We start from the raw sequence: 13,352 nt of genomic DNA, 5'->3' as shown, positions 1-13,352 counted from the left end.
ATTTTGATTCTTTTCCTATTATACGTGAGCAGCATTCCGAATACTAGTGATTGCTTCTGAATAATCCGGCGCATTGTAGATAGCGGAACCTGCAACAAGAACGTTTGCCCCATTCTCGATACATAATTTCGCTGTTTCCGCATTGACTCCACCATCGATTTCGATCTCGAAGGATAGATTTTGTTCTGCTTTCATTGCAGCCAGTTGATTTAATTTGTTCATCACACCCGGAATGAACGCTTGACCGCCAAAACCCGGATTGACCGTCATCAGCAAGACCATATCGACTTCTTCGAGTACATGTTCAATCGTCGAAAGTGGCGTGTGCGGATTGAGCACTACTCCCGCTTTCGCACCGGCTGCTTTGATTTGTTGCAGAACACGATGGACATGATTCGTCGCCTCCACGTGGAAGGTTACGATATCAGCACCTGCTGCAACGAAGGCTTCGACAAAGTTTTCCGGACGATCAATCATGAGATGGACGTCGAGAACCATGTCTGTTTTTTGACGTAAACTGCTTAGGACAGGGAGGCCAAAGGAAATGTTCGGAACAAACTGACCGTCCATGACATCAAAATGAATATAGTCGGCTCCCGCCGCTTCAACGGCTTTGACATCCCGTTCTAAATTTGCAAAATCTGCTGATAAGATTGATGGTGCGATTTTAATCATCTTAATACCTCCGTGTCCGATTCTTGATTTCCTCTACAAACATACCATAATTCGTATACCGGGAGACCATGATCTCATGTGTCTCGACGGCTTGTTTAACGGCACAACCGGGCTCATTCAAGTGCAGACAGCCCCGGTACTTGCATTCGTCCTGTAAAGCAACAAATTCAGGAAAACACCAACGTAATTCCTCGAGTTCCATTTCATGCGGAAAATCGAGATTCGAGAACCCCGGGGTATCTGCAATCAATCCTTCGCCAAGCGGGATCAAGGTCACATGGCGGGTCGTATGGCGTCCACGACCAAGCGCCTTCGAAATATGACTCGTTTCCAGTGCCAACGAAGGTTCCAAGGCGTTCAACAACGAACTTTTCCCTACACCGGATTGTCCGGCCAGGACACTCGTTTTATCCTTTAACAACGGACGGACGGATTCGACTCCGGCCAATGTCTCACTTGACGTTTCAATGACGTGATATCCGATGGTCCGGTAAGCGGCAATTGCTTCCAATACCACCTGTTCGGCTTCACCTTGTAACAAGTCCATCTTCGTCAAGATGATGATCGGTTGAATTTCCTTTGCTTCAATCAACACTAAAAACCGGTCCAACAGATGGGCAGAAAAATCAGGTTCTGCTGCCGATACGACCAACAAAGCTTGATCGATATTGGCAACTGGTGGGCGAACCAAGAAATTTTGACGGTCCTTTACTTCTAGGATATATCCGGTCTCACTTTCGATGTGTAACACAACTTCATCGCCGACGACAGGGCTGATGCCCCGTTTTCTGAAATTACCGCGTGCCCGTGAACGGATTTCACCTTGAGGCGTCATGACATCATAAAATCCACCCTGTAAGCGGATAATCGTTCCATCCCGATTGTCTTCAATTCGATTTTCTGCCATCCTACGCCCTCCTTTGTCAGGATTAACATCCTGCTCGTTATTCTTGTGATTTTGCCTGGTTGTACGTAATCGTCTTCGCCCGGTAAACTTCGTCATCTTTATAAATCGTAATCTTACCTTCTTCTCCCGGATCAATCGTCAATGGAACATCAAACGTTTCATCCTGATCAATCGATTCTTCAATGACGGTTCGTTTTCCTTTGGCATCTTCCGTCTCAATCCGAACGAGTTGACGTGGCGCAGGCTCTTCGTCTTCACTGACGCCATCATAGACTACTTTCTCAGGGAACGTCGCCGTGATTGTCTTTTCTTCTTCGCCGCGTGAGATGAAGACGGTCACCGAATCATTGGGCTCCACTTGCGCACCCGCTTGTGGATACTGTCGAATCACTTGATCCAGCGCGACCTCACTTGAGAACTCCTGTTCAAACGTTCCGTCCAGTCCCATCTCATCCAAATAAGCTTTTGCTTCAGCACTCGATAAGTCAGTCAAATCTTTCAGAACAAATACGGGTGATCCGTTTGAGACCGTGATGGTAATCATCTGTTCTTTCGCGATGACTTCCGTTCCAGCTGAAATGGATTGTCGGATGACATTTCCACGTTTGATGTCTTCAGAGTCTTCCCGTTCGACATCAACTTTTTCAAAACCGCTGTCCTTTAAGATAGCGATTGCTTTTTTCTCTGTCTCATCTGAGACGTCCGGCACCTCGACCGGATCGCTTCCTGTCGAGACGATCAAATCCACTGTCGATCCTTTTTTGACGGTCGCCTGTTTACGAGGGGACTGACTGATGACGAACCCTTCTTCCACAGTATCACTTGAGCGTTCAGTCGATTCCACGATGAATCCCATTTTTTCAAGCTTCGTTTCCGCGTCATCGGCATCTTTACCCGTGACATCCGGTACAACGACCGTCGGGTCAGGCCACATGGCAAACGTCGTTGCGGCTCCACCCATTATGAACAACAACAATAAGATGATCCACCACGTGCGTTTCTTTTTATTTTCTGGTTTCGGCATAACGGTAGCGACCTTCGGAACGGGTGCTGTTTGTTCGATATCTTCTGGTGGCAAAGACACCGGACTGAGCACCATCGTTTTTTCCATCAAATCGTCCCCGCGGATGCCTTCGTTTGCCCGTTCAGCTGACATCGCGGTCACCATATCTTCTTTGAAGGCAGCGACCGTTTGTTGCCGATCATGCGGTGCTTTCGAGAGAGCTTGCATGATGCAATTTTCTAAAGCTTGCGGTACAGCTGGATTCAACGCGGTCGGACGGCGTGCGGTATCTTGCAGATGCTTCAGCGCGACAGCAACGGGTGAATCGCCTTCAAACGGAACTTGTCCCGTCACAAGTTCGTACAAAACGGCTCCAAGCGAATAAATATCTGATTTTTCATCCGCAAATTTCCCTTTCGCCTGTTCCGGCGAAAAATAATGAACGGATCCTAAGACTGACATCGTATGGGTCAGGGTCGCGTTCGACATGGCGACCGCAATGCCGAAATCAGTCACCTTGACGGTCCCATCCTCACGAACCAGCATATTTTGTGGTTTGATATCGCGATGAATAATCCGGTGGGCATGGGCATGGTCAATTGCATCACAAATTTGGCTGATGATGTCAATCGCTTTTGTGACCGGTAATGCCCGCCCTTCACAATACGTTTTCAGTGTCATACCGTCGATATATTCCATGACGATATAATAAATCGCTTCTTCTTCTCCTACGTCATAAACCGCGACGATGTTGGGATGATTTAAACTCGTCGCAGCATGTGCCTCTCGTTCAAATCGACGGATGAATTGTTCATCATGTGAAAACTCAGTACGTAAAATTTTGATTGCGACAGTTCGATTCAAGATTTCATCATATGCCTGATAAACGTTTGCCATTCCGCCATTTCCAACTAACCGTTCTATGCGGTAGCGGTCGTTCAATCGATCTCCGTAACGCATATTCAGATCCTCTCTCTTTCTTTAAAACGGATTGCAGCAATCGTAATGTTGTCTGCGCCTCCCCGGTCATTCGCCTCGGATACGAGGCGTTCGACAATCGTATCGAGCGGTGCATCTTCTTGAAGCAACCGCTCGATGACTTCATGAGGAACCTCATCCGATAAACCGTCGCTGCACACTAACACGATATCATAGTCCGGTGCATCCCGGACTTGAATGTCGACATCAACGGATTCGTTCGAACCGACGGATCGTGTAATGACATTACGGCGTGGATGATTTTCAAGCTCGGCTTCCGATAATTCCCCTAATTGTTTGAGCATGTTGACATAGGAATGATCATCCGTCAGTTGTTTCAATCGTCCTTCTTCCAGGGCGTAGACGCGGCTGTCCCCTACGTGTCCAATGACAAGTAGGTCATCCGACCAACAGACACAGGCCATCGTCGTACCGACAATCGACAAATTTTCGACTTGGGAAAAACGTAAAATCTGCGTATTGGCTTCTTTCACTAATCGCTCGATCCAGGAAGATAACTCCATCGGGCGGTTTGGCATGTCTGCGTATGCTTCGGCAAAAATCTGCTTGACGATGGCACTCGCCGTTTCACCGGCTGCGTGTCCCCCCATGCCGTCAGCGACGACAGCTAATCCTTGTGTTGCATCGCCTACCAATAAAACCGTGTCCTCATTTTTTGAACGGACCTTTCCAGTCGTCGTCAAATAAGCTAACTCCATACCCGTCCTCCTCTTCGTTTTTGATTATCCCGTTGTTTCATTCATTTTTTTGAATGCAGCGATATAAAAACCATCTGTACCAAGCGATGTCGGGAGTAATTTTAATTCAGCCCGTTCACCAATCAACGATTGAACGGCTTCCGGCATCCGCGCTTTGAACGTCTCGTCAAAAACAAATCCTTGGCTGAGGATGTAGTCCGTTTGCTGCTCATTTTCGAGCGGATCCATCGTACAGGTCGAATAGACGAAGGTTCCGTCCGGTTTGACCAGTGGAAGAACCGCTTCGAGAATCTGCCGCTGAATGACCGGCAACTGCGTTAAATCTTCCGGACGTTTCGTCCACTTGATATCGGGTTTCCGGCGAATGACACCGAGTCCTGAACACGGTGCGTCGACCAACACCCGATCAAACGATGCCGCCTCAAAACGTGTTCCTGCTTGGCGGGCATCCAGTGCCTCCGCCTGAACATTTTCCAGTCCAAGACGAACTGCCTGTTTTTCTAACAATTTCACTTTATGAGGATGGAGATCCAGCGCCAACAACGAACCGGCCGCTAAACCTTCGGCGATATGCATCGCTTTCCCACCCGGAGCCGCACAGCTGTCCAAGACAAGATCCGTCGGTTGTGCGCCTAACGCGGCAGCAACCAGCATCGAACTTTCGTCCTGGAGCGACAAGTAACCGCGTTCCAACAGATCCGTCTGTTGCACACTGCCACTGATGATTTCGAGCCCGTCTGGTGCCGCGTGGGCTGGTTTCGCACTGACACCCTGTGCTTCCAGTAATTCAATCGCTTCTTGTCTGTCTGTCCGGGTCCGGTTGACACGGACGGTAACAGGGGCCGGTTCATTGTTCAGTCGGCACATCTGCCACGTTTCTTCTTCTCCGAACAATTCGATCCACCGTTCGACGAGCCATGTCGGATGGCTTGTTTCTATACTGATCCGGTCGATCACTGAAGGAATCGCTGAGAAATCAGGTTTTCCTTGTCGAAGGACGTTACGCAGCACACCGTTGACGACTTTCGCGATATGCGGTTTACCGCGTGTCTTGGCAATCTCGACTGCCTCGTTGATGACGGCGTGATCCGGAATCCGGTCGAGATAAAACAGTTGATAGACACTCATCCGTAATAACGGACGCATGAATGGGTCCAGCTTCTTTTGTTTCATTAAGAACGGTTCTAAAATATAGTCGAGTGTCAATTCACGGCTAAGCGTTCCGTACACCAGTTCCGTATATAAGCCGACATCCGCTTTTGAGATGGCACGTTTTTCAAGCATCTGGTGGACGGAAATCGTGGAGAACGCCCCACCTTGACCAATTTTTAATAAAGTTGTTACTGCTGCATCTCTGACGTTCATGCTTGTTCGCCTACTTTCTGTCCAATCGTCAATGTCTGTCCGACACCACGCATAAATGTGGCACCATCCATCCGTTTTTTACCCGCCGGTTGTACATCTACTAATTTCAGTGCGACATCTGATCCGGTTGCGATGACCGGTCCGTCGGCTTCGAGGGCAATGATTTCGCCCGCCGTTCCGTGACCCGGGACTTTTTCAGCAAAGTAGACTTTCAGACGGTCTGAACCAAGCATCGTATAGGCACTCGGGAACGGATTCATTCCGCGAATTTGATTGTATAACGCTTCTCCGGGACGTGAAAAATCAAGTCGTTCCCGTTCCCGGCTGATATTCGGAGAAAACGTGACGTCCTCTTCCCGTTGCGCTTCCGGTGTCAACGTTCCCGCAATCAACTGCGGTAATGTTTCGATTAATAATCGGGCACCGGCAGCACTGAGTTTGTCGAACATCGTTCCGACCGTATCACGTTCTTCAATCGGCACGATGATTTTTGATAACATGTCACCTGCATCCAATCGGTCCACCATATACATGATCGTGACTCCCGTTTCCGTTTCACCATCGATGATGGCTTGATGAATCGGAGCGCCGCCGCGATACTTCGGCAATAAGGAAGCATGAACATTGATTGCACCATATCGAGGTGCTTCGAGCACGGCTGTCGGAACGATTTGTCCGTAAGCGGCCGTAATGATCAAGTCCGGTTTCAAGTCGAGCAATTCTTGATAATCCTCCCGAATTTTAACGGGTTGTAAGACGGGGATGTCGTGAGCCAGCGCAACTTCCTTCACCGGTGTTGGTTTGATTTCACGTTTTCGTCCGACGGGTTTATCCGGCTGGGAGACGACACCGACGACATCATAGCCGGCATCAATCACTTCACGGAGCGTATTTGCGGCAAAGTCCGGCGTCCCCATGAAGACGACGCGAGGTGATGCTTCTGTTTCGACTAATTTATCCGTAAACAATACACCATCCAGATGATCCATTTCGTGCTGAATCGCCCGTGCAAAAAAACCGTTCGCCTTAATTTTGACACTTCGTCCAAGACGGTCTTGTGATTTGACGACGATTTGCTCGAACCGTTCGACCGGTCCGAAAATCCCCGGCATGCTCAAACACCCTTCGTCATCGACTTCTGAACCGGATGCTTCGATGATTTCTGGATTAATCAGCTCGATGGGTCCCGTCTCATCATCCGTATGGACGACGGCGACACGAATCGGCTGATTGATTTGCGGAGCTGCTAGTCCGACGCCGTCATATTCATACATCGTGTCGAACATACGATCAATCATTTTTCCTAATTTCTTATCAAACTTCGTTACCCGTTGGCATTTTTGACGCAACACTTCATTTGGTACTTCTACAACTTTATACATAGTTTGCCACCTCACATGAATACAAATGGATTTAAATCCACTGTTACTTGGACTTTTTGTTTGATGCGTAACGCAAGCATCGCCCGGAGTGCCTCCCGTACCTCTTCTTGACCTTTATGTTTTAAAATCACCTGCTGGCGATACATGTTTTTCAATCGTGCGAGCGGGGCTTCGAGCGGACCGTTGACAATCAAGTCGTCTGATTCCAAATGCCGGAGTTCTCCGGCAATCGCTTCTGCTTCTGCTTGGGCTTCGAGCGGATGGTCCGCTGAAATCGTGACCAATCCTAAAAACCAGAAGGGCGGGTGACCGCCTAACTTGCGCAATTGCATTTCCCGCTTATAGAATGCTTCATAGTCGTGTCGTTTTGCCGTTTGGATGACGTAATGATCCGGATTATACGTCTGGATGATCGATTGTCCGGCAAGTGCTCCCCGACCGGCCCGACCTGAAACCTGTGTAATCAACTGAAACGTTCGTTCACTCGCTCGAAAATCGGGAATTCCGAGTGTTGCATCCGCCGCAATGACACCAACCAGTGTCACGTTTGGAAAATCAAGCCCTTTGGCGATCATTTGTGTCCCGAGCAAGATGTTTCCTTCGCCACGCTCAAACGCATTCAATAATTTTTCATGCGCTCCTTTGCGTGACGTCGTGTCTTGATCCATTCGAATGATTTTGGCTTCCGGAATTAAATGTGCCAGTTCTTCTTCGATTTTTTGTGTTCCTGTACCGAACTGCCGAATTTTTTTCGATTCACAGGACGGACAGGTTTTCGGCATCGCGGCTTCAAATCCACAATAATGACACTTCAGACAATCTTGGTGTTGATGATAGGTCAGATTGACGGCACAATGTGGACATTGAAGCGTTTCTCCGCAATCCCGACACAGCACGAATGTCGTGTATCCCCGTCGATTGAGGAGCAAGACCGTCTGTTCGCCACGCTCGATGCGCTGTTTGATTCCTTCGACGAGCGGCAGGCTGAACGGTGTTCGATTGCCGCGTTCCAGTTCTTTTCGCATATCGATGATCTCGACCGGTGGAAGTTCGCCTCCGAAACGTTCCTTTAGAGGGAGGTAACGATAGACTCCTTTCTGAGAACGTGCATACGTCTCTAGAATCGGCGTCGCACTTCCAAGGACGACGGGACATTTATGGTATGCCGCTCGCCATGTTGCCACATCCCGGGTATGATACCGCGGATTTTCTTCTTGTTTATAGGTCGTTTCATGTTCTTCGTCTAAAATGATGACACCGATGTTCGTCAACGGTGCAAAAATCGCAGAACGTGCCCCGACAACGACGTCCACTTCTCCATGCGAAATCTTTCGCCATTCATCGTATTTTTCACCTAACGACAACCCACTGTGAAGTACGGCGACACGGTCACCGAACCGTCGTTTAAAACGTTTGACCATCATCGGTGTCAAACTGATCTCCGGTACGAGCAGAATGGCCTGACGCCCTCGTTCAAGCATGGTATGAATCGACTCCAGATACACTTCCGTTTTCCCGCTTCCGGTCACCCCATGGAGTAAAAACGTATTGGTTTCATCCGGTTCCGTAATCGCATCGACGGCATCCTGCTGATGCGTCGTCAACGTCGACGGAACGAAGATATCCTGGACAAGATGTTCATATGGATTCCGGTTCACATCAATCGTCTCAACCGTAATGACACCTTTTTTCTCCAGACTATTGAGAATGCTGACGGTCAAATCGAGTTCATGCATCACTTCACTCCATAACACTTCCGGACGTTCCATCAGATAATCACGAAACAGGATCTGTTTGGTAGCTTGTTTCGATAATTCAATCGTCGCATCAAGTAGGCGAATCTTTTTGTCCGTTTTAGAGGTTTTCTTTTCTTTGACAACCGGTTGGAGGTCCACCTCTCCCTTTTGAGCAGCTAATAATATCTGTTGCTGGACCTCACTCGGAAACTGACTGATTTTCTTCTGATTCCAGTGAATCCGTCGCGGATTTTCCGTTAAAATCAGTTTATCATAACTGACTTTTAAGGCCGCCGGTAACATCGCAAGAAGCGCGGTAGCCTGATAGCAAAGGGTCGTCTCTGACAAATAACTCGACAGTCGAAGCAATTCTTCCGTATACGTCGGGGTCTCATCGAGGACACGCACAATCGGTTTAATCCGGGCGAGCTCCGTTTCATTCTTCACGGCTACGACGATTCCGAGTAATGCCCGCGGACCAAACGGGACTTCGACACGCATACCGGGAACGACAAGATTACGCCATAAGTCCGGTACTTCGTAGTCAAATGGTCGATCGACCGTCGCAGCGGCGACATCGACGATGACTTCGGCAATCATCGTAATGCCTCTGCGAACTGCTTGATTAATGCGGTTGCCAACCGGGTCTTCGATTGTTGATCGTAATGAATGACCGCACTATTTTTACCGTAAACCGTGACTTGATTTTCATCACTCGAAAAACCGATATCCGTACGTGAGACATCATTCGCTACGATAAAATCCGCCTGTTTTCGAATTAATTTTTGTTGCGCATGTGTTTCCAGGTTTTCCGTTTCTGCTGCAAAACCAACTAAAACCTGTTTGGTCTTCCGCTCACCAAGCGTTCGTAAGATATCGGTCGTCTCTTCCAGTTCAATCCGTAACGGTCCATCGATTTTCTTTTGTTTACGATCATACCGGACGGTCGGGCGATAATCTGCGACCGCCGCTGCCATGATGACTAAATCTTGTTTGTCGTAGACGGCTAACATCGCTTCGAGCATCTCCTCACCAGATTCGACAGCAATCGTCGTCATGCCGGTCGGCAATGTTCCACGGACCGGACCATGAACAAGTGTGACGGCCGCTCCGGCATCCCGGGCTGCTTCTGCAAGCGCGATGCCCATCTTTCCAGACGAATCATTCGTCAAATAACGAACCGGATCAATTCGTTCCACCGTCGGACCGGCACTGATCAACACATGACGGTTTTCCAGTTTTTTAGTTTCAAAAAGACCGGATAATGTCTCGACCAATTCTTCCGGTTCAGGCAACCGTCCTTTTCCGACCCAACCACATGCCAAATTTCCGACGCCGGGTGCAATCAAGTGGACTCCGTCTGCCATCAGCCGGTCCATATTTCTTACCGTTGCCGGATGTTCGAGCATGTTGACGTTCATCGCCGGAGCGACAACGACGGGACATTTCGCAGCCAAGATGGTCGTCGTGATGAAATCGTCGGCAATCCCATGGGCAAGTTTCGCAATCAGATTGGCTGTTGCAGGAGCAACGACAATCAAATCGGCTTCATCTGCTAAATCGATGTGGGCAATCTTGGATGCATCATGCTCAATGAAGACATCATCATAGACCGGTTTCCGCGTCAGCGCGGCAAACGTCGTTTTTCCGACGAATTGTTGGGCATTCTTCGTCATCGCGACTTGAACGTTCGCCCCGGCCTGAACGAGTTTGGATGCCAAGGCCGCCGCTTTATACGAGGCGATTCCTCCTCCGACACATAATAGGATGTTACGATTCGTTAGCATGATGAATTCCTCCTTATTGAAAAAAACAGCCACAATGAGGAGTGGCTGCTTCAAAATTAGTCTTGCGGTTGGTTCGTAACCACGACTTCACCAGAAAAGAGTTCTTCGAGCGCTTTTCCGACTGGTTTGTATGATTTCGGGTTCGCTACTTTCACGCGTTTCCCGTCTTGGATTTGACGCGCACGTTTCGCTGCGACCGTCACGATTGTGTATTTCGAAGGGACCGTCTTTTGAAGCTTGTCTACTGATGGATATAACATGTTATTTGACCTCCATGGCTTTTTTATACAAGGACGCAACGCGTTCCCGGCTACAATGTTCTGCAGTGACGATTGCTTGAATTCTGTCACATGCTTTGTGGATCTCATCATTCGTGACGACGTAATCATAAGCATCCATCATCTCAATCTCTTCTTTAGCGACAAGAAGACGTTGCTTGATGACTTCTTCTGATTCCGTTCCACGTCCAACAAGACGGTTACGAAGTTCCTGTAGACTTGGCGGAGCCAAAAACAGAAAAACAGCTTCCGGAAAATGTTCCTTAACCTGCATCGCACCCTGTACTTCAATTTCTAAGATGACGTCTTTTCCTTCATCTAAGATTTTGTTGACCCATTCGACGGGTGTACCATAATAATTGCCGACGAATTCCGCATGCTCGAGCAATTGGTTATTGGCAATCATACTTTCGAATTCTTCACGTGTCTTGAAGAAATAATGGACACCATCCACTTCTCCCTCACGCGGTTTGCGTGTCGTACATGACACCGAATAGTGCAAATTGTTGTCTTCGTCTTCGCGTAAGGCACGGCAAACCGTTCCTTTACCGACACCACTCGGACCAGACAATACGAGTAATAAGCCACGCTCTTTAAAAATCACTTCAGAACCCCTCCATCTAACAAACTTCACATTGTTTCATATTAGCAGTAGAGACAGGAAGTTCGCAAGTGGTCTTTTTCAGCTCGACTGCTTAATCATACCATAACCGTGCACTTTCTGTTACCTTTAGAAAGTGGAAACGAAATCAAGAAAGAAGGTAATATCATGGCTTTTGATGGACTAATGACGACACGTGTCGTCCGGGAACTCCAACCGCTCGTTGGGGCACGGATTAATAAAATACATCAACCGTATGCACTCGATTTGATTTTCAGTGTCCGGGCAGAACGAAAAAACGTGATGTTGCTCGCATCGGCCAATGCGATGTACGCCCGGCTTCATCTGACATCGGAGTCGACCAGTAATCCAAGCGAACCCCCGATGTTTTGTATGATGCTCCGGAAGCATCTTGAAGGCGGCTTCATCGAATCGATTGAACAACTCGGACGTGACCGGGTCATTTTAATGCGGATCCGTTCACGAAACGAACTCGGAGACGAAGAAGCCAAGAAGCTGTACATCGAACTGATGGGCCGTCACTCCAACATCCTGCTGACAGATGGACAGGATAAAATTTTAGATGCCATCAAACATCTTCCGCTCAGCCAAAATACATTCCGGACCATCATGCCGGGTTTACAGTATCAATTGCCACCGGAACAAGATAAGGTCGATCCGCTGACTGGTGACATCGAACAGACGTTACACCGGATTGATTGGAATGCCGGAAAGATTGACCGTCAGTTATTAGGATTGTTCAGTGGTTTTTCACCACAGATCACTGCTGAGATCGTGTCACGGGCCGGACTCTCGAACCGGACGTCACTTGCGCAAGCGATTCATTCCGTACTGGGCGAACTGACAGGTCCTTATTATTTCCAGCGTCTCACAAACGGCAAGGAACGGTTCTCTCCTGTCGCGCTACACCACGGAGAGATTGCTGAAGAAAAGACGTTCGCAACCAGCGGAGACGTCCTCGATGCGTTTTTCCATCAGAAATCGAACCGGGATCGTGTCAAACAACAAGCTGCCGACTTGGAACGGTTCATTAAAAGTGAATACGATAAAAATATCCTCAAACGAACGAAACTCGAGCGTGATCTCGCCGCCACTGAAAAGATGGACGAACTGAAACACAAAGGGGAATTATTGACGACCTACCTGTACCAGCTCGAACGTGGGATGAAAGAAGCAACGGTCGTGGATTATTACGAGGAGGACGGCAAGGAAATTACGATTGCCCTTGATCCCCGCTTTTCACCGAATGAAAATGCCCAACGCTATTACAAACGGTACAACAAACTGAAGACCGCTAAAATCGAAGTGGCGAAACAACTCGAGAAAAATCAGCTCGAAATCAATTATTTTGAGTCATTGCTGGCACAACTCGATGTCGCTTCACCGGAAGATATTCGGGAGATGCGAGAGGAGCTCGTCGAAGAAGGTTACGTTCGGGAGCGCAGTAAAAAGAAAAAGAAACCCCTCGTCCCGAAACTTGAGGCGTACCAATCTTCGACCGGCATTCCATTTTTCGTCGGGAAAAACAATAAACAAAATGATTATGCGACCTTTAAATTCGGACGCCGTTCCGAGACATGGTTGCATACAAAAGATATCCCTGGTTCACACGTCATCATCCGCAGTGAACAGCCGGATGAGACGACACTGAAAGAAGCAGCAATTGTCGCCGCTTATTATTCAAAAGCACGTGAATCGAGCCAAGTCCCGGTCGACTTCACAGAACTCCGTTATGTCAAAAAGCCGAGTGGTGCAAAACCCGGATTCGTCATCTATACGGATCAAACGACACTTTACGTCACACCGGATGCCGATCTCGTCCAGTCATTGCGCACACCTTAAACCAAAACGTCGTCCTCGTTCTTTTTCAATTGAAAAAGCGTTTCGAGGACGACGTTTT

General features: G+C 48.4%; 11 protein-coding genes. 1 reads left to right on the top strand and 10 read right to left on the bottom strand.

Annotated features, from left to right (window positions below):
• Positions 1 to 18: 18 nt before the first annotated feature.
• Genes rpe through gmk form a run of 10 tightly spaced genes read right to left on the bottom strand, consistent with a single transcriptional unit; the run spans position 19 to position 11,431 of the window.
• Entirely contained in the window at positions 19 to 675 is a 657-nt protein-coding gene (gene rpe / locus P402_RS0106655) for a ribulose-phosphate 3-epimerase (protein WP_026827970.1), read from the bottom strand.
• A 1-nt stretch (position 676) separates the two neighbouring features.
• Positions 677 to 1,582, bottom strand: coding sequence for a ribosome small subunit-dependent GTPase A (gene rsgA / locus P402_RS0106650; protein WP_026827969.1), 906 nt, complete (start codon positions 1,580 to 1,582; stop codon positions 677 to 679).
• 37 nt (positions 1,583 to 1,619) lie between these two features.
• Positions 1,620 to 3,545, bottom strand: a complete 1,926-nt coding sequence (gene pknB / locus P402_RS0106645; RefSeq protein ID WP_026827968.1) for a Stk1 family PASTA domain-containing Ser/Thr kinase — start codon at positions 3,543 to 3,545, stop codon at positions 1,620 to 1,622.
• 2 nt (positions 3,546 to 3,547) lie between these two features.
• Positions 3,548 to 4,282, bottom strand: coding sequence for a Stp1/IreP family PP2C-type Ser/Thr phosphatase (locus tag P402_RS0106640; RefSeq protein WP_026827967.1), 735 nt, complete (start codon positions 4,280 to 4,282; stop codon positions 3,548 to 3,550).
• Between the two features lie 24 nt (positions 4,283 to 4,306).
• Positions 4,307 to 5,647: a 16S rRNA (cytosine(967)-C(5))-methyltransferase RsmB gene (gene rsmB / locus P402_RS0106635; protein WP_026827966.1), complete on the bottom strand. Its 1,341-nt coding sequence runs from the start codon at positions 5,645 to 5,647 to the stop codon at positions 4,307 to 4,309.
• Positions 5,644 to 7,029: a methionyl-tRNA formyltransferase gene (gene fmt / locus P402_RS16290; protein WP_026827965.1), complete on the bottom strand. Its 1,386-nt coding sequence runs from the start codon at positions 7,027 to 7,029 to the stop codon at positions 5,644 to 5,646. Before fmt ends, rsmB begins: the two co-directional genes overlap by 4 nt.
• An 11-nt stretch (positions 7,030 to 7,040) precedes the next feature.
• Positions 7,041 to 9,365, bottom strand: coding sequence for a primosomal protein N' (gene priA / locus P402_RS0106625; protein ID WP_026827964.1), 2,325 nt, complete (start codon positions 9,363 to 9,365; stop codon positions 7,041 to 7,043).
• Positions 9,362 to 10,552: a bifunctional phosphopantothenoylcysteine decarboxylase/phosphopantothenate--cysteine ligase CoaBC gene (coaBC, locus tag P402_RS0106620; RefSeq protein ID WP_026827963.1), complete on the bottom strand. Its 1,191-nt coding sequence runs from the start codon at positions 10,550 to 10,552 to the stop codon at positions 9,362 to 9,364. Before coaBC ends, priA begins: the two co-directional genes overlap by 4 nt.
• A gap of 56 nt (positions 10,553 to 10,608) precedes the next feature.
• Complete coding sequence (gene rpoZ / locus P402_RS0106615; RefSeq protein WP_012370799.1) at positions 10,609 to 10,812, bottom strand: DNA-directed RNA polymerase subunit omega; 204 nt, start codon at positions 10,810 to 10,812, stop codon at positions 10,609 to 10,611.
• A 1-nt stretch (position 10,813) separates the two neighbouring features.
• Positions 10,814 to 11,431 (bottom strand): guanylate kinase, encoded by a 618-nt coding sequence (gene gmk / locus P402_RS0106610; RefSeq protein ID WP_234944616.1) that lies wholly within the window; start codon positions 11,429 to 11,431, stop codon positions 10,814 to 10,816.
• A gap of 168 nt (positions 11,432 to 11,599) precedes the next feature.
• On the opposite strand from gmk, the gene P402_RS0106605 reads away from it, so the two are divergent.
• Positions 11,600 to 13,294 carry an Rqc2 family fibronectin-binding protein gene (locus P402_RS0106605; RefSeq protein WP_026827962.1) on the top strand — a complete coding sequence of 565 codons (1,695 nt, stop codon included), beginning with the start codon at positions 11,600 to 11,602 and terminating at the stop codon, positions 13,292 to 13,294.
• Positions 13,295 to 13,352 lie beyond the last annotated feature (58 nt).

This window comes from Exiguobacterium sibiricum 7-3, assembly GCF_000620865.1.
Lineage (GTDB): Bacteria > Bacillota > Bacilli > Exiguobacteriales > Exiguobacteriaceae > Exiguobacterium_A > Exiguobacterium_A sibiricum_A.
Note: the sequence above shows the minus strand (reverse complement) of the source record. Positions and strands in the feature narration are given on the sequence as shown.

Bases quoted from the DNA above. Each gene is read 5' to 3' on its own strand.
- rpe (WP_026827970.1), bottom strand. From the start codon at position 675: ATGATTAAAATCGCACCATCAATCTTATCAGCAGATTTTGCAAATTTA.
- rsgA (WP_026827969.1), bottom strand. From the start codon at position 1,582: ATGGCAGAAAATCGAATTGAAGACAATCGGGATGGAACGATTATCCGC.
- pknB (WP_026827968.1), bottom strand. From the start codon at position 3,545: ATGCGTTACGGAGATCGATTGAACGACCGCTACCGCATAGAACGGTTA.
- P402_RS0106640 (WP_026827967.1), bottom strand. From the start codon at position 4,282: ATGGAGTTAGCTTATTTGACGACGACTGGAAAGGTCCGTTCAAAAAAT.
- rsmB (WP_026827966.1), bottom strand. From the start codon at position 5,647: ATGAACGTCAGAGATGCAGCAGTAACAACTTTATTAAAAATTGGTCAA.
- fmt (WP_026827965.1), bottom strand. From the start codon at position 7,029: ATGTATAAAGTTGTAGAAGTACCAAATGAAGTGTTGCGTCAAAAATGC.
- priA (WP_026827964.1), bottom strand. From the start codon at position 9,365: ATGATTGCCGAAGTCATCGTCGATGTCGCCGCTGCGACGGTCGATCGA.
- coaBC (WP_026827963.1), bottom strand. From the start codon at position 10,552: ATGCTAACGAATCGTAACATCCTATTATGTGTCGGAGGAGGAATCGCC.
- rpoZ (WP_012370799.1), bottom strand. From the start codon at position 10,812: ATGTTATATCCATCAGTAGACAAGCTTCAAAAGACGGTCCCTTCGAAA.
- P402_RS0106605 (WP_026827962.1), top strand. From the start codon at position 11,600: ATGGCTTTTGATGGACTAATGACGACACGTGTCGTCCGGGAACTCCAA.